This window comes from Lysinibacillus fusiformis, from assembly GCF_016925635.1.
GTDB classification, from domain to species: domain Bacteria; phylum Bacillota; class Bacilli; order Bacillales_A; family Planococcaceae; genus Lysinibacillus; species Lysinibacillus fusiformis_F.
Genome location: NZ_CP070490.1, coordinates 3,814,450 through 3,831,340, shown reverse-complemented (window position 1 = coordinate 3,831,340; position 16,891 = coordinate 3,814,450). Strand labels below are relative to the sequence as shown.

17 protein-coding genes and 1 pseudogene are annotated in these 16,891 nt (G+C 41.8%); 1 reads left to right on the top strand and 17 read right to left on the bottom strand.

Going from position 1 to position 16,891, the window contains the following annotated elements; all coding sequences use genetic code 11:
• Positions 1 to 24 precede the first annotated feature (24 nt).
• From JTI58_RS18575 to JTI58_RS18515, 13 genes and pseudogenes are all read right to left on the bottom strand, one after another.
• Positions 25 to 315 (bottom strand): BMC domain-containing protein, encoded by a 291-nt coding sequence (locus JTI58_RS18575; protein WP_205442866.1) that lies wholly within the window; start codon positions 313 to 315, stop codon positions 25 to 27.
• Positions 316 to 330: 15 nt separating this feature from the next.
• On the bottom strand, positions 331 to 951 hold the full coding sequence (locus JTI58_RS18570) for a hypothetical protein (RefSeq protein ID WP_205442864.1): 621 nt from the start codon (positions 949 to 951) through the stop codon (positions 331 to 333).
• Between the two features lie 5 nt (positions 952 to 956).
• The gene (gene pduL / locus JTI58_RS18565) at positions 957 to 1,571 is read right to left on the bottom strand and encodes a phosphate propanoyltransferase (RefSeq protein WP_205442863.1); all 615 of its coding nucleotides are present in this window, start codon (positions 1,569 to 1,571) and stop codon (positions 957 to 959) included.
• 16 nt (positions 1,572 to 1,587) lie between these two features.
• On the bottom strand, positions 1,588 to 1,869 hold the full coding sequence (locus JTI58_RS18560; RefSeq protein ID WP_004229005.1) for a BMC domain-containing protein: 282 nt from the start codon (positions 1,867 to 1,869) through the stop codon (positions 1,588 to 1,590).
• A 14-nt stretch (positions 1,870 to 1,883) separates the two neighbouring features.
• A complete protein-coding gene (locus JTI58_RS18555; protein ID WP_205442859.1) occupies positions 1,884 to 3,365 on the bottom strand; it encodes an aldehyde dehydrogenase family protein in 1,482 nt (493 codons plus the stop codon).
• 15 nt (positions 3,366 to 3,380) lie between these two features.
• Positions 3,381 to 3,650 (bottom strand): hypothetical protein, encoded by a 270-nt coding sequence (locus tag JTI58_RS18550; RefSeq protein ID WP_205442858.1) that lies wholly within the window; start codon positions 3,648 to 3,650, stop codon positions 3,381 to 3,383.
• A gap of 4 nt (positions 3,651 to 3,654) precedes the next feature.
• On the bottom strand, positions 3,655 to 4,398 hold the full coding sequence (locus tag JTI58_RS18545) for an HAD family hydrolase (RefSeq protein ID WP_205442856.1): 744 nt from the start codon (positions 4,396 to 4,398) through the stop codon (positions 3,655 to 3,657).
• 20 nt (positions 4,399 to 4,418) lie between these two features.
• A pseudogene (gene eat, locus JTI58_RS18540) lies at positions 4,419 to 5,825 on the bottom strand (ethanolamine permease).
• Positions 5,826 to 5,850: 25 nt separating this feature from the next.
• Positions 5,851 to 6,870, bottom strand: a complete 1,020-nt coding sequence (locus tag JTI58_RS18535; RefSeq protein ID WP_205442855.1) for a phosphotransferase enzyme family protein — start codon at positions 6,868 to 6,870, stop codon at positions 5,851 to 5,853.
• A gap of 43 nt (positions 6,871 to 6,913) precedes the next feature.
• Entirely contained in the window at positions 6,914 to 8,209 is a 1,296-nt protein-coding gene (locus JTI58_RS18530; RefSeq protein WP_243456120.1) for a class-III pyridoxal-phosphate-dependent aminotransferase, read from the bottom strand.
• On the bottom strand, positions 8,193 to 8,984 hold the full coding sequence (locus JTI58_RS18525; RefSeq protein WP_205442850.1) for a DeoR/GlpR family DNA-binding transcription regulator: 792 nt from the start codon (positions 8,982 to 8,984) through the stop codon (positions 8,193 to 8,195). Before JTI58_RS18525 ends, JTI58_RS18530 begins: the two co-directional genes overlap by 17 nt.
• Before the next feature lie 315 nt (positions 8,985 to 9,299).
• A complete protein-coding gene (locus tag JTI58_RS18520) occupies positions 9,300 to 10,250 on the bottom strand; it encodes a stalk domain-containing protein (RefSeq protein WP_205442849.1) in 951 nt (316 codons plus the stop codon).
• Positions 10,251 to 10,563: 313 nt separating this feature from the next.
• Positions 10,564 to 12,333 carry a glycerophosphoryl diester phosphodiesterase membrane domain-containing protein gene (locus JTI58_RS18515; RefSeq protein ID WP_205442848.1) on the bottom strand — a complete coding sequence of 590 codons (1,770 nt, stop codon included), beginning with the start codon at positions 12,331 to 12,333 and terminating at the stop codon, positions 10,564 to 10,566.
• A gap of 212 nt (positions 12,334 to 12,545) precedes the next feature.
• On the opposite strand from JTI58_RS18515, the gene JTI58_RS18510 reads away from it, so the two are divergent.
• The gene (locus JTI58_RS18510; protein WP_205442843.1) at positions 12,546 to 12,755 is read left to right on the top strand and encodes a hypothetical protein; all 210 of its coding nucleotides are present in this window, start codon (positions 12,546 to 12,548) and stop codon (positions 12,753 to 12,755) included.
• 35 nt (positions 12,756 to 12,790) lie between these two features.
• Here the strand turns inward: JTI58_RS18510 and JTI58_RS18505 are convergent, their stop codons facing one another.
• The 4 genes from JTI58_RS18505 to JTI58_RS18490 form a co-directional block, all read right to left on the bottom strand.
• A complete protein-coding gene (locus JTI58_RS18505; protein WP_205442842.1) occupies positions 12,791 to 14,356 on the bottom strand; it encodes an amidohydrolase in 1,566 nt (521 codons plus the stop codon).
• 18 nt (positions 14,357 to 14,374) lie between these two features.
• Positions 14,375 to 14,926 carry a biotin transporter BioY gene (locus JTI58_RS18500; protein WP_205442841.1) on the bottom strand — a complete coding sequence of 184 codons (552 nt, stop codon included), beginning with the start codon at positions 14,924 to 14,926 and terminating at the stop codon, positions 14,375 to 14,377.
• A 727-nt stretch (positions 14,927 to 15,653) separates the two neighbouring features.
• Positions 15,654 to 16,316: a TIGR04104 family putative zinc finger protein gene (locus JTI58_RS18495; protein WP_205442839.1), complete on the bottom strand. Its 663-nt coding sequence runs from the start codon at positions 16,314 to 16,316 to the stop codon at positions 15,654 to 15,656.
• Entirely contained in the window at positions 16,303 to 16,821 is a 519-nt protein-coding gene (locus JTI58_RS18490; protein ID WP_205442838.1) for a sigma-70 family RNA polymerase sigma factor, read from the bottom strand. Before JTI58_RS18490 ends, JTI58_RS18495 begins: the two co-directional genes overlap by 14 nt.
• Between the last annotated feature and the right edge of the window lie 70 nt (positions 16,822 to 16,891).

The following is a 16,891-nucleotide window of genomic DNA, read 5'->3' as shown; positions in this document are numbered from 1 at the left end:
CCTCCACCTTTCCTTTTATCCATTTTAAGTACTTGGCTTTTTCGCAATTTCTGTGACTAATCCATTCACCGCAATATCTGGCCGTAAAATAGTCGATGAGGCAATCCATTGGTTGGCTGCTTTAGCTAGTTGTGTGCCAATGGCTATCGCTTCTTGAATGGCCGCTGTGTCCCCTTCAATGGCAATGGTTACTAGAGCCAAATCGATGGTTTCTTGTCGAAGTATTCGAATATCCGCTGCTTTGAGCATAGCATCTGCGATTCGTATTGAAATCGCAAGCCCTCTTGTCTCCACAATACCAATCGATTTCGTCATGTAGCAACACTCCTGCTAATATCTTTGTATTGTCATCCCTTTTTCCTGAATTATTTCTTGTGCAAGTGGTGTAAGTTTTGTGTGGGCAGGCAGTGTCAGCTGTTGCCCTTTGTACGATTGAAGCATCTCGGCTGTTACATAGTTTGCCTCTATACTTAAATGAGTAGGTTCCTGTTGCTGCTTTAAAAATCGAATAAGCTGTGCAAATAACTGAATGTCACAGCCAAATTCCTTTAAGCGCTCTATATGGTGCAGCAACATCTTCATGTAAGGATTTGGTTCCTTTGCTGAGACAACAGCAGCTAATTTTTCATCGGGAATTAAAATCGCTGTTTGAGTGCTAATAAGCAACTCAGACAGGTACAAGGCTGCCGGTGTAGTAGGCAAACCTTGTGCGCTGCTGACAATAAATGCTTGATCCACTTCCAGAAAAACAATGGCATCGTAAAACAGCTGAGAGGTGCTAGTAGTGTCGTTTACTTGCCACTCCTCGACATGGCAATAGCTTTGTAATATGTCCACTTGTTTCTTAGAGGTTGCCGTGTAAGGATGAACAAGTAAGATTCTTTTGTGCCTCGTATCCATCAACGATGTGACTACTTCTTCGATGATTCTCTGTAATTCTTTTACATCCATACTTGTCACTCCATTTTTATCAGCTTGCCAATTGAATGCTGATGAAGGGCAGCGGCATTCGCTTCATCTGTATCTACATGCATCTCAAGGACGAATTCGGGTGAGACACGTACAACAACATTCATTAATTGCAGATGACGTACATCCCCACAGATTTCGACCGTCACGATTTCCTTATCTTGGACATTGAAGGCAACAGCATCCGATACGCCCATATGAATATGTGCTTGGGCAATAATCAATCCTTGCTTTTTATGGCGTGTTCCATGCGGTCCAATCAATGTGATCGATTCAGATTTTTCTAAGTCACCTGACAGACGAATCGGTGGTGTCACGCCAAGCTTGATGGCATCCGTTTGGCTGATTTCAATTTGGGTTGCTGTGCGAAAAGGGCCTAAAACCCGAACCTTGTCAATTTGACCTCTAGCTCCCTTTATCGTTAGGACTTGCTGTGCGGCAAATTGACCGGGCTGGGAAAGTTCCTTCCATTTCTGTAAAACAGCCTCTCTCCCAAATAAATGATAGAAATCCTCCTCATTTAAATGGCAATGACGGGCAGAAATCGCAATCGGAATACTTTGATTGGTGACATCAGTGGCATGTATTTGATTGTTTGTCATCACAATCCCTCACTTTTCACTTAGGTAAAATTGCGTATAATTCCGAATGAGGGCGTGGAATGACATGTACGGATAATAGCTCACCTACACGACGTGCGGCCTCAGAGCCTGCATCGGTCGCTGCCTTGACTGCCCCGACATCACCTGTCACCAGCACCGTCACAATGCCGCCCCCAACATGTACTTTTCCTACAATATTGACGTTTGCAGCCTTCACCATGGCATCTGCTGCTTCAATTGATCCGATTAAGCCTCTTGTTTCAATCATGCCTAAAGCTCCATTTATTTCTACACTCATTGCTATTTCCTCCTCTAATTACTTAGCTTTGTTAGTACTTTCTCTACAATCTTTTCAATGGTCAACCTGTCAATGGATGCCCCTTCATTTGCTTGCATCGAAGGAGCCTGTATATTTTGTGGATGCTGTGGGGGCGGAATTGTTAGTGCCTTCACTTCATAGGCCACTCTTTTTTTATTCACCAAATGACGAGCAGAAATATTATCACTCGTAATATTCCCCCCATATGCCCCACAGCCTAATGTAAAGGAAGGGGGTAAACTTGTTGTACCGCCCGCAGCACCAACAGATGCTAAGGTATTCACTAAAATTCTGGACACAGGCATTTGAGCGGCGAACTGCTTAACAAAATGTTCATCCTGAGCATGAATAGCCAGGCTATGTCCTCTCCCTCCAACGTCAAGCAAGCGATGACAAATCTTTACGGCTTCCTCCTGAGACTGAGCTGTATAAAGACCTAAGATCGGGGATAGCTTTTCCATTGAAAACGGAAATTCCTTCCCTATCTCATGTTCCTCCGCCACTAACACGCGTGTATGAGGGGGAACCTCAATATTGGCCATTTGGGCGATTACAGTTGCTGGCTTTCCGACAATTTGGCTATTTAATGTACGAGCCACTGGCGAAATCACCTTTGCTAATTTTTCCTTGTTCTGCCCACTTAGTAAGATCGCCCCATTCTCCGCTAAAGCCGCCATCACCTGAGCTTTTACCTCCTGATGAACGACAATGGCTTGTTCTGTGGCACAGATGGTACTATTATCAAATGATTTACTATCGATAATTCGTTTCATCGCCTCGTTCACATTTGCTGTGCGATCAATATAGACAGGAACATTCCCAGGGCCAACACCATAGGCTGGTTTCCCTGAGCTATAGGCAGCTTTAACAAGCCCTGCTCCACCTGTTGCTAAAATCAGCTGTACATCACGATGATGCATAAGTTCCTCTGTACCTTTTATTGTTGGATGGCTAATCCATTGAATGAGTCCCTCTGGTGCACCGGCATGAACGGCTGCCTGCTGACAAATCTTTAATGCCTCAATGGTGCAGTTGACGGCTGTTGGATGAGGACTAAAGACAATGGCATTTTGCGCCTTTAAGGCAATGAGCGTTTTAAAAATGGCTGTTGCTGTCGGGTTCGTGACAGGTGTAACTGCGGCAATGACACCGAATGGATAGGCCATTTCCACCTGCTTTGCTACCCTATCCTCATATATAATGCCAACTGTCTTCTCCTGTCGGATGGCTTCATAAACACCTTGGGAAGCCAACTCATTTTTCATTTTTTTATGTTCAATAATCCCCATCTTTGTTTCCGTAACGGCTAGTATGGCAAGGTTTTCTGCTTGTTTATAAGCAGCTTGGGCAATGGCCTCGACAATTCGATCCACCTGCTCTTGTGTAAAGCTAGCATACATTTTTTGCGCAAGCGAAGCGGCTGCTATCCCGTCCCTTGCCTCTTGTATGGAAAGCAAATCTTGGTCTCTCACCATATGACGAACCTCCCGTCATGTAAATTTTTTTAGCGCGATTAAGTCGTTCGTATTGGCTGTAGAGGCAGTGCCTGATGATTGCTGGTGCAAGCTTTGCCAATGTTGTAATTCATGCGCAGATAATGCTTCATAAGCAGGGGCCGTTGCTTGCTGTAACTGATGATTTTCTTTTATTAATCGAAATGATTGCCATTCCTGTAATTCTTCGTTTGATAATGTTTGAGAGGCTTGTGTTAGTTTTTCCAATACCAATTCAGTAATTTTGGCAATTAGCTGATTGTCCATATGCTCACTCCTTTTCGATTAGCATGGTAAAAACAGATTCGTCATACGCTTCAATAATGGTGGTCGCATCAGGTAAATAATCCTTTGGGTATGTGGCTGGAGGTATGATGCCAATCGAAAAGCACATGCCAGCATTTTTAGCAAAGAGCATATCTGCATTCGAATCGCCAATCATCACGGCTTTCTCAAGTGGTACTTGAAATTGTTCCTTTGCAACATATGCTAAGTCTGGGAAGGGTTTACTGGATGCAGCTTGGTCACTTCCTAGAACGAATTCAAAGTAGCCTAATAACTCTAGCTGTTGTAAGTGTGACTTAGCTCGTGCTGTTTGATCAGCTGTGATCACCCCTAATTTCATCCCTTGATTTTTTAAAGTCTTGATGAGAGAGCGAATACCTGGTAATGCCTGTACCCTGCTATTTTCCTGCTGTGATGTGGCTAAGTTGGAAGCTGCTCTCGCAAGTGTCACCCCTTTGCTCCAAGGGATTCCCTGCTGATAGAGTAAAAACGCCACAATCGTTTCAGCTTCTTGTATACTTCCAATGGCTAGAGGACTCGTTGGATCAATGGTTGTTCCATTGTCATGAACCCCTATATTTTTCAAAAAAATTTGTAAGGAAATACGGATTTTGAAGTCTGGATTTTCAGTTAAATTTGCATATAAATTTTTGGCCCAGTCAATCCATAAAGAATCCATCTCGATAATCGTTCCATCCTTATCAAAAATGACCCATTCCACTTTTGTCATAGGAAAACCCATCCCTTTGTTTATTCTCGTATCGCTTCGATTGGCGATACTGGTACTTGCACCTCTACCTGCACCGTGGCTTCCTTCGCAAAACGTTCCTCTGGTGCATCCTCGTTAATACGATGTCTTGCCCACACCCAATAATAAATACTTGCCACAGCAAAAACAGCCAAACTAACGATGAAAAAAGTCAAATTCGCAAAGAAGCTCGCAAAGATGGCAATAACAGCTAGCACGAGTGAGACAATGGGCGTAAATGGATACAGCGGTGTCTTAAAGGTACGCACTAGATGTGGCTCCTTTTTACGCAAAATCAACACCGATAAATTCATCGTGATATAGGATACCAAGGCCCCAAATGTAGAAATTAAAATCAAATCATCTGGATTAAATAAAAGGACTAACACTAACCCGATAAAGCCTGGCAAAATAATGGCCATATACGGTGTCTGACGCTTTTTATGCATCTTCGATAACATGCTTGGCAAATAGCCTGCTCGTGATAAGGCATAGACCTGACGAGAATAAGCCAAAATGACACCAGAAAAGCTTGCGATTAAGCCGACTAAGCCAACAGATGCTAAGATTTGAGCCAACCAATACGTATTCCCAAAAACGGCCGCAATCGCTGCTGGCAACGGATCTTCAGCAACTGTCATGACATCAATACCAGCTAGCCCGATAGCAACCGTTGTTGTCAAAATGGACAAGATTAGCAAGGTCACCATACCTGAAATTAACCCCTTTGGCATATCCTTTTGCACATCTCTTGTTTCCTCTGATAGCATAGGCAGCATCTCGATTGCTAGGAATAGCCACATCGCATACGGTAATGCCTACCATATTCCTTTAAACCCACCTGGTATAAGATCACCATTCGCAGGGAATAAATGACCCACATTAATTTGTGGTAAGCCAACGAAGTACATTAGCACTAATAGACCTAACGCGATAAAGACAAGCACCATTTCGATTGTGGCATATTCCTTAATACCAATAATGTGAACACCCATGAACAGAGCATACATAAAGGCAGCTGCCACCACTGTCGGTACGGCTGGAAATAAAAAGCTAATATAGCCCCCAATACCAATCGCGATAATGGGTGCGGCAATGACATACTGCAGCACGACACCAATCCCTGTAATAAAACCGATATAACGACCCATCGCCCGTCGAGCAAATGAATAAGGGCCACCTGCATAAGGTAACATCGTCGATAATTCAGAAATACCTAAGGTCATCGTTAAATACATAATCGCCATAAATAATGTGGCAATGAGCATTCCTAAAAAACCAGATTGACTTAAACCAAAATTCCAGCCAAAGTAGTTACCAGAAATCACAATGCCGACGCCAATTGTCCATAAATGGATGGGTGTAAGGGCTTTCTTTAATACGATGATTTCATCCTTTTTCGAAGACATGTTATTCGCCACCTTTTATCGTTATTTAGTTGTTACGGTCTTGATACCTTTCTACATAAGCTTTCACTAATGCATCGCTCTGAAGCGTGTAGTTTTCACCAAGTAAGCGCGTTGTCTCATTATCACGACTACCAATCCAGGAAATAAGCTGTAGTCTTCTCATTAAAATAAATGTCGGAATCATCTCTTTTTCTTCATCTGTTAATGATCGAATTTTACTGTAGCCCTTGATCCATGAAACGATCAACTCATCAAGATATGGCATATGCTCAATAAAGCTCACGGATGTAGCTAAATCATATAAAAACCAACCAAAACCACAATCATCGAAATCAATCACCTTAATTTCATCACCATAGATGAGTAAATTAGCTAAGCGTAAATCAGCATGGATAAGACCAAATCGTGTTTTATCTTTGCCAAATGCCTCTAACTTCCTTTGTATGATATGTGATGCTTTCTCATATAAGGCAATTCGTGTAGAGGTCATTCCAAGTCCATCCTGCCATCTCGCCCATTTAGGGGATTGGCCTAAAATCGTGTCATAATTCCATGTCATGCGTTGAAAGGCTTGGTAATAATCATGCTGCTCGATTGTATGTTTATGGAACATGGCTGTAATTTCGCCTAATGTTTCAAATTGTTGAATTAAGTCTTCTTCATTATTTTCATCAGGAGCATTTCCCTCTAAAAATGTAAATAATGTGCTATAATAAATCGTGTCATTATACGGATGAGCATGTACGTAGTCACCGTCATCTGCTCGCATCGGTAATGATACATCAATAGGAGATTGCTCATGGAGCGAGTTTAACCAAGCAATCTCCGCTTCGATTTCTTCTTTTTTATGGTAATTTGGACGGCTAATCCTCAGAATATATTTTTTACCCTGACCATCTTCTACGAGATACGTCGCATTTTCGGAATAATCAATCATTTCACAAGATGCTTCTACTAAACAACTAAACTCCTTTAACGCGTCATTTGCGGCTTGATGAAAGTTGGAAAGGACCATTTCTAAATCTACGAAATCCATTTGACCCATCTAGAAAACCCCCTGTTTACTAAAATGATAAGCTTTCTTCCCATTAATAGCGTGCAAACTTTACAAGCTGTGCTGCTTCTTTAATACCTGCCTCACATTTCTCCAGCAATTCATCACAATACGCTTTATCACATAATAACCCTGGCTTAAATTGCAACACACGAGTATCTAGCATCGAATAAATGGCCCATACACCATGCTTGTACAAGGAGCTCATGACATATTTAGCCCCTTCAGGATGATTAAACTCTAGACCCATAACAACGCCAAGCTGACGAATGCCCACAAAGAAATCAGGATATTGTTGTTGAATACGCTCTAAGCCACTGCGTAGGTAACGCGCAACATATTCTACATTCTTTACTACTTCAGGACGTTGGGAGATTTCTAATACTTTCATCGCCACTACACAACCAAGTTCTGCGCCACCAAATGTAGAAATATGGGCTAGTCCATCTTCTTCCATCCAGCCACCTGCTCGTTCATTGACCACTGTTGCCGCAATTGGATAGATGCCGCCACTCAGACCCTTTGCCGTCACCAGAATATCTGGTTTCACACCATAATGCTCAATTCCCCACAGTTTACCTGTTCTCATTAAGCCCGTTTGCACCTCATCTGCAATATATAATGCCCCGTATCGCTCACATAGTGACTTGACATCCGCCAAGTAATTCGCTGTTGGCAACGGGAACCCATATGTCGCAGGAATGGTCTCGATAATGACGCTAGCTACATCCCCTTTTGCAAGCTCTCGCTCCATTGCCGCAAGATCATTGAATGGTACGTGTACAAATTCATGTGGACTGCCTTCACTTAAAAATGGCTTTGAATAGCGTTCATTACCAAGTGAAACCGCAAGACCTGTGTGGCCATGATATCCATTTTTAATTGAAATCGTTTTCTTGCGTTTTGTAGCATAACGTGCACACTTTAGGGCAACATCAATTGCTTCACTTCCACCACTAGAAAAAATAGAGTATGTTAAACCCTCTGGTGTGCAAGCTGCTAATTTTTCTGCTAATTGTGCACGTGCAGTCGATGGAAAATGATGATTTCCAATATCAAAATAATTGGTTCCTTCCACCAATGCCGCAATGACTTCTGGGTTACGATGTCCGAGATTATACGTACCGCCATTGAGATGCGCATTCATTAATTTTTTGCCATCCACATCGTAAAAATAATAGCCCTCTCGTTTCCCGATAACGACATCGACACCATCAATTTGCCACTGTTTCGTTTTTCCTGGATTCCACCAGTCAATTGATTTTTGTAAGGTTGCCTGTTTATTTGCAAAATAGTCCATTGTTTCCACCTTCCTATACATTGACTTCATCCAATATTTCACCTGCGATGAATAACTCCACTTTTTTCTGCTGTAAACGTTCCTGCCATTGTGTAGAACTCTTTTGATCCGTAATAACCATCGAAACGTCCTCTAAATGACAAATATGTGCAAATGTAGAGATACCAAATTTCGTATGGTCTGCTAAAATAATCGTATTTTCTGCCCGCTCTATTAATTTCTTTGAAATCGCGGCGCCCGTAATATCATAATCGGTAATACCATCGGCTAAAGAAATCCCGCCTGCCGCAACAAAGGCTTTATTTGCCTTTAGTTGATTAAAAAATAAATCAGCTAATGGACCACCCATAAATTTTTGACGATGCTCATACTCTCCCCCCGCAAAGAGCACCTTCCCTTGAAAGCATTCTGCCGCTAAGGATAAAACTGGGAGCGAGTTTGTGACCACGATGACATTGGGCTTATCACCTAAATAACGAACGATTTCATAGGCTGTTGTACCATGACCGATAAAAATCACATCTCCGTCCTCCACAATACTTGCAGCAGCCTTACAAATCCTCCTCTTCTCTATATTGTTAAGTGACGTTTTCTGTTCAAAGGTCCGTTCATACTTTTCTTTTGCCTTCACAGCACCCCCATAGACTTTGTGTAGAAGCCCTTCCTTCTCCAATCGATCCATATCTCTACGTATGGTCTCGCCTGATACGTTTAATAGCTGTTCTGCATCACTTACCTTCACTTTTCCTTCTAAATCTAAAATATCTAAAATTACTTTTTTACGTTCCTCAAACGAAAGAGACATACATCATCACTCCAAACACAAAGTTAAATCCAACACAATCCACAAATTCAACATTTTATTTCTGTATTTATGTGGATTTGTTTTGAATTTTAAATAATAGTTCAACAATTGTCAATACTCTGAATTTTATTTCCTGTACTATTTTTTCTCTTTAAAGCAACATATTTCTCCAAAATGCAGAATAAAGACTCCACAAAAAACCAATTTTATTTGGCTTCAATACCTTCTCAACCCTTTTTCAAAATATTTTTCTACAACTATTTTGTCATAAAAAAACCCCTTTCATGGTAGCAACCATAAAGGGGTATGACGAGATTATTTTGTTAATTCCTCTACAAATTCAACAGGTACATAGGTTTTGCCAGATTCTAATAAAGCAGGGGCTACTTTAAATTGGCGAAGTGCTTTATTATAACCATATTCTTTTTGACCTCGCGTAATTGTATACGAAAGGGCTCCTTTTGAAACAATGGCACCTTTTGGCGTTACTTCTACTTTAAAGCCTAGCTTTTCAGCGATTAAGCGTAGCGGCACCATTTTCGTTCCTTCTACTTCGTAAAAGTCTTTATTAATAATTTCTTGAACCGCTGAATCAACTGGAGCTGGCTCTGGTGTCGGCACTGGGTCCACTTCAACAGGCTCTTCCTTCTCGATTGTATCTAACACAATCACTTTGGAAGGTGGTGTTTGAGCAGGGATGCTCATCGTTGCGATTGTGTAGAACACCACTAAATGCTGCTCTTTTAAATCGTCCACTTTCACATCTTTGCCAGTAGCACTTGCCAGCTTCGTGTCTTCCCCAACATTTAATTTGAGGTTATTTTCAGTATCCACTAAATCTTTATTGAAGAAATCCACTTCCACGCTACCCATTTCTTCCGTTTCCACAATGATTACTTCTGGGTTGTACTGTGGTGGATAAATTGCAAGCATCGGCTTCTTCGCATAAGAGTAAGCTGACACCTTATCTCCTTTTTGAAGTTTGACTTCTTTGCCCATATTGTCGAAAACTAATGTGTCTTTATTCGCAATCATAATATTGGTATTGTCACCATCAACCACTGTATAGTATGTGGCGTTTTCACGTACTTCTACGCTGTCAATTGTACCTGTCACTTTAATAAAAACAGGCTGCACTTGTTGCACCGAAGTTTCTGCGTTAATCACAGTAGCCTCCCCTTCGTTCGCTGATGCAGTTGGAGCTCCAATCGAGCCCCCTAATAATAATGCTGACATAGCAAATGGTACGACTTTCGTCATTTTCATACAAAAAGCATCTCCTTCATTTTCACGAGTTCATAATAGTAGTCGTGTTCACATGAAAAAGGTTACAATTTGGCCCAAAATTTTTATGGCTCGAGCTTTTGCTTTCGCGAGTATTTTCTCTTCGTTCGCGGGTATTTGCTTTCTCTCCGCGAGTATTTCCCCTTCGTTCTCGGGTATTCGCTTTCTCTCCGCGAGTATTTCCCCTTCGTTCGCGGGTATTCGCTTTCTCTCCGCGAGTATTTCCCCTTCGTTCGCGGGTATTCGCTTTCTCTCCGCGAGTATTTCCCCTTCGTTCGCGGGTATTCACCCCCGATCAGAAGATAAATCGCAGTCGATTCAGGATGCGTTGTAAGAAGTATTGGTTTTCGCTTTGCTGCGTTCTTAGCTCGCGGGCGACGTCGGGGTGGTCGGTGATGACGCCGCTGACATTTTTTTCGATAAAGGTTTGCAGGGATCGGTCGTCATTGAGTGTCCATACAAATAAATCGGTCGGGTGCTGCTTCAATTCTTCGATAAGCTGCTCCGTTACCCAGGATTCCTCCAATGCGATAAAATCAACATTTTCCTCCATTGGACCAATATTGAGTGCATAGACAATACCGACACGTAAATTTGGCACCAATTTTTTTAATTGTGTCATTTTCTGTACATCAGCGGATTGCACATAGTAGGAATCTAGCACCTTGTATTTTCGTAGCTTCTCTACTAATTTAGGTAAAACATCTTCTGTTTCTTGGCCATGTACCTTTAATTCGATTAACAGCGCCACATCTAGCGCTTTAGCAATTTCAATACACTCATCTAATGAAGCAATTTTATCGCTAAAGCCATTTTGATGAATGGTTAACGTTTTTAGTTCGCTCAGGGTCATATTCGCAATGACACCGTTTTTACCTGCTAGCCTTCGTAATGTTCGATCATGGAAGACGACGAATTCGCCATCCACGGTTTGCTGAATGTCGATTTCAATTAAATCTGCCCCCGCATTGGCTGCACTCACCAATCCACTAATCGTATTTTCTACATTGCCAGCGACATAGCCGCGGTGGGCAATAATTTTTGTGTCTGGAGCATAGACACTTTTCTCTAATGAATTGATATTCATCATACTTAATACGAGAAAAACAATGCCACTGATCAACAGCAATGGCTTATAGCGCCGCTTCCGATGGGTAGTAGCGCTGACTTTACCCATCACCGGCGTATTATACGTAATGGCAACCATAACTTGTGAAAACATCGCCTGTAAGTAACTAAAAAGCACCACAAAGACCATTTCCAAAAAGGCAAGTGTCAGCCCAGCTGTAACCAATGCGGCACTTGGCATTAAACGTTCGATTAAATAGAGCGGAAACGTAGCGATCACTGTTATCCCAAGCATCATCAACAGATGTCCTGTTAAAAGCATCGCTAATAGCACTAAAAGTTCAAATAAACCTCGCTTAGAAAAATGCCAGCTCTGCTTAAAGGAACGCAAAATAGAGATGTGCGGCTGAATTGTAAAAATAGGTAAGGTTAAAATACTTCGAATACCTATCAGCACCACGATGCTTGCCACCGCAGCATATGTTAGTCTACCCGCTCGACTGCTCATGATTTCTTCAGTTAGAAAATGTGGAAGGGAGATGGATTGGGTCAACGTAAGTGGTAGCATAAAGGAAGCTAGTGGCATTAATAGTGCTAGATAGACGATAAGAAACAGTACTTGCACACTAAAAAAATAAACAACCTTGCGATTTAATTGTTGCCATAAAGGAAGAAATCGATAGCGAATTCCCCGTTGCTGATGAAAGGCCATGAGAAATAAAAAGCCCATCTCATAATACACAAATAATAAAAACAGCAAAATTAATAGACAAATCATCATGATGACAAAGGGATGGGTCACAAAGCTTTGCCAATTTTGCTCGGTAATATGTGTAAACCCTGTTACTCGTAGCATGAGCTTCAAAACGATAGAGGTTACAGGGATCATCATTAAAAACTGAAAGATTCTAATTAATGCGAAAACCTGTACATAATCGAATCGATATACATAAATATTATGAACAGCCTGTCGCATTACTTGTCCTGCCTTGTGCACATACTCACCCCTATCATGCTGTTAAAATCGCTCTCTACTAACGTATGTTTTGACTGCTATGGCCCATTCCTCAAAGCCAATAAAATAGCACGCCTCTACATCAAAGCAGGAATCGATTTTTGTATTCATCGTGACATTCTCCATTTTTTTGAAACTTTTTAGCATGCCACCCTGTATATAACTAGATACCCACTACAGAAAGGAGCGCAAACATGAAATTCAATCTTGGCGATATCATTAGTACAACTGTTCTTTTATGTATGTTTCTAGCAATCTTTTTCGTGATGATTCATATGATTAAAAAAATGAAATCTACCGCCCCTGTGCCTCCTCCACCAACCATGCAACAGCAAGTAGAGGACTTAACAAAACGTGTATCGAACTTGGAACAACAAATAACAAAACTAGCTGACAAACAATAGCCCCATGAAAAAAATCGCTGTGAAGGATAACCTTCTCAGCGATTTTCATAGACAATCTTACCATCCACAACCGTACATGCCACTTGTATGTGTGGTAGTTGGTCCGTCTCTACCGTAAATACATCCTCTTGCAAAATCGTAAAGTCTGCTGCATAGCCTTCTGCAATTTTGCCACGCCTAAATTGCTGCCCAATTATTTCAGCCGCCCCTACTGTGTACAAACGGACTGCCTCAAATCGTGAAATTTTCTCATGAGGATTGTAGCCTTCATGTGTCTCCCCAAAATTTCTTCTAGTGACAGCCGCGTAGATACCGTGCAACGGATTTGGTACTTCAATCGGAGCGTCACTGCCACCTGCCACAATCAGCCCTCGGTCAAGAAGGGATTTTAAAGGATGTAAGCCCTGTGCGCGCTCCTCTCCAAGTCTCGATAGCTCTGCTTGATATTCTCCCTGTACAAATTGCGGTTGCATATCCACTGCCACTGGTAATGCAGCTAGCTTGGCTAATAGTTCCTCATCGACTAAGCTACAGTGGATGACCCGATCAAGCTGACCATCCTGAGGAGGATTGTCCGCAAAAACATCTAAAATCATGTCTATCGCTAAATCACCAATGGCATGCACAGCAACGGTTTGTCCATATTGGCGTGCTAGCTGAACATAGCTTGTTAATTGCTCTGTTGTATGAATAAGCATCCCCGCATTATCTGGATCATCACAATAAGGCTGACGTAGTGCAGCCGTGCGACCTCCAAAGGCTCCATCAATAAAAATTTTCATCGCACCAAACGCTAAAAATGGTGATGGGGTTAAATCCATCTTCGCAACCTCTTCAAAGACTGTATGATGCTGTAATAAATGCACCTTAAAGGATTGCTGTGCCTCTACGATTTTGCGATAAGCCTGAATCGGCTGGCTTGGCGGTCCATAATAGCTTAAATCCTCTGAATGTCCCCCTACTAAACCATAGGATTGCAATGAGGCCACCGCCTTTGTCAGTGCATCCTCAATATACGCAGGTGTAATATGGGGCATATGGTTAACAATTAAATACAATGCTGCATCCTTTAACACACCTGTGAGCTGACCATCTACTTTGTCAATAACACCGCCCTCTGGCGAAGGGGTAGCATTTGTAATTCCTGCAAAAGCGAGTGCCTTGGAATTGGCTAAGATTAAATGGTGACAGCTCCGTTTAATGATTAAATGAGCATTTCCAAGGGCATCTAGCTCCGCTAAGGTTGGGAAAATGGGCTCCTCAAATTGGTTTTCATTTAGCCCAATCGCAATGACCCATTCATGTGCTGACGCCTCAGACATTCGCTCTTGAAGCTTCTCAAGTAGCGCCTCCTTACTGGTAACCGCCGATACATCAAGATGCTTGAGTTTTTCTCCGTAGCCAATAATATGTAAATGGCTGTCGACAAAGCCTGGATACATGATATTCCCCTCTAAATGTTGGATAGAAGCAGCTAGTGGCGACAAGCTCTCTACTGAGCCTGTCGCCACAATTTTTCCATCTTCAACAAGGACTGCATCCACTGTTTCACCAACCTGAGCCATCGTGTAAATCTTACCACCTGTCCATAATGTTGCCAAAACAATTCCTCCCATGTCCTATGCTATTGCTTCAATTAAGTGCGCTCTTTCTAAGCGACGACGAACAATGACACCAATCCATGCTGCAAGTACCGCCTTGACGATCCCCACCACGATAAATGGTGCAACTCCACCCATAAAGGCAGCTGTCCATGTATAATCTGCTACAATTTTTAACCACACTGTCCCAAACGCTAATGTAATGATCATCCCAATGATATTCGCAATAATAGCTTGAGCAAATGTAATACCAAATTTATCTAAGTATAAGCCCATAATAATCGCTGTGGCAAGGAAACCAACAATGTACCCACCTGTTGGACCAACTAAAATTCCTAGTCCACCTGACATACCACTAAATACAGGTAAACCTGCTGCTCCTAGTAAAATATATAATAGAACAGATAACGTGCCTAATCTTGTCCCTAAAATCGTCACGATGATTCCAACCGCTAAAGTTTGACCTGTAATCGGAATAAGTGGTAATGGAATTGTTACCTGTGCTAAAACCGCGATAATCGCTGCCCCAAATGCTGCTAAGACGTATTGATATGTACTTCCTTTTTTCAATGTAAAAAGCCTCCCCTTGTGCGTTAACTAATAATAAAAATAAGTTAACACAAAGATAAAGCAAATGAAAACCATTGTCAATCTATTTTAGAATAAAAAAAGAAATTGCTAGATTACAATAGCAATTTCCTCATAGTGTTGAAAAACAAAACAATCAATAGAATTTTTGTGAAAGGTGAAAATGGTTTCCGTTGCAGGCTACTTGCTTTCCTGTGGGCGAGCGCCGAATCGCTTCCTCCGCTACCGCTCCGTTTAGAGTTTTGCCTGTCTCGCTATCCCACGGGAGTCAAGTAGCCTTCCACTCCAATACACAAAAGTGTTACCTTTTTAGCAACGGTTTTCAAATAAAGTGAAGATCTTCACTACTCTTTATGAAGGGGTGTTGTCACTACACATTGAAAATAAGAGCCTATCTAATTATACAAATCATGGGCAAATTTGATTACTACGGCTAGCTAGTATGAAAGATAAGGAAAAGCCACTTTTGCAGAATGGTTGATTGGAGTGGAGCCAGCGTCACTCCTAGGGGATTTAGCGTCACAGAGGAGACCCTGGAGCGAACGGAAGTGAGTGAAGCGGCTCATCGGACGCCCCCTGGAAAGGACGCTGGTGGAACGGAAATCAACCCCTCACCTTGCTAAAAGTTCTTTTTCTGCTAGTGACATGATCTTTTTTCAACAACATCAAGAAATTGCTAGATTACAATAGCAATTTCCTGTCATAATCATTACCATAAAGGTTCATTCATTGGATCTTTTTCTTGTAGCTTAAACACATATGGCGCAATTTGATAATGGTAATAGAACATCCCTACTAAAAAGAAAATAATACCGATAACAAAATGTTGGAAAACATGCTGCAGCATAATCAACAAAGGTACTGGCATCGTCATCACACCACTGATTTGCATCGATTTTTTTGTGCGATATTGTTTTTGTCCACAATGAGGGCACATAATTTCACTATTTTTGCGATATAATTTACGTGCATCCTTCTCAGACCAGCTTTCCCCACATTCGATACAAACAGGTAAACCATAACCCTTTTTCACTAGATAACGTTTGACTATAAATGTCGCCCCTATAAAAATGCTCAGTAAAATAAAGCCTCTTACATAATCCGAATCAAAAAGTGACCACCAATGCCAAGTATCCGACTGTAGGCTAGCCGCTTGGTGGCCTGAAGTACGTTGCTCTTTCTGTTGTGTCAAGATATAGCTAAAACCGATGACAAAAATAGTAAAGGTTGCGAGCACGAAACGATACGTCCATTGACCGCCTGCTTTGCGTTGAACCTTTCGTCGTGCTTTTTCCGCGATTACTTGTTTGCGCTGCTGTGAGAGCTTGACATCTTGTAGCTCCTTTAATACATCCTCTTTAAATTGATTCATGGCGTAGCACCTCCCAATCAAAGTCACCCATTGCTGTTGCCAGCTGTTTACGAGCTCGCTGTAATCTTGTGCGAATCGTTGCTTCCGGACAGTGTACAAGCTGTGCAATTTCCACTGTCGACATCTCCTCAAAATAATACAAAATCAAGACCTCTCGATAGGCAACTGATAATGTAAACAATGCCTCCGTTAGCTCTTTTTTAACGGATTTCTCTAGCATCTCCTTTTCAGGTGTCATAGCTGTTGTGCGCCCCGTGATCTTTTCAAACAATGACAGTCGTTTACTTTTCCAACTTCGTAAATAATCGTGACTTCGATTAACCGTCATTTTCACTAAATATGTACGCAAGGATGCCTCCTGACGAAACTGTCCCTGCTTTTGATAAAAGGCGATGAACACATCCTGCACGATGTCATCCGCCGTTGCCTTATTTTTTACATATAGATAGGCGACCTTTAGTAAGTAATCACCGTGCTCCTCGATTATCTGTTCAATATCCATCATTGCCCTCACCTACTTTCTACACTACTGACGGACGCCATAACGATTGCGATTCATTTTTCACAAAAAAAAT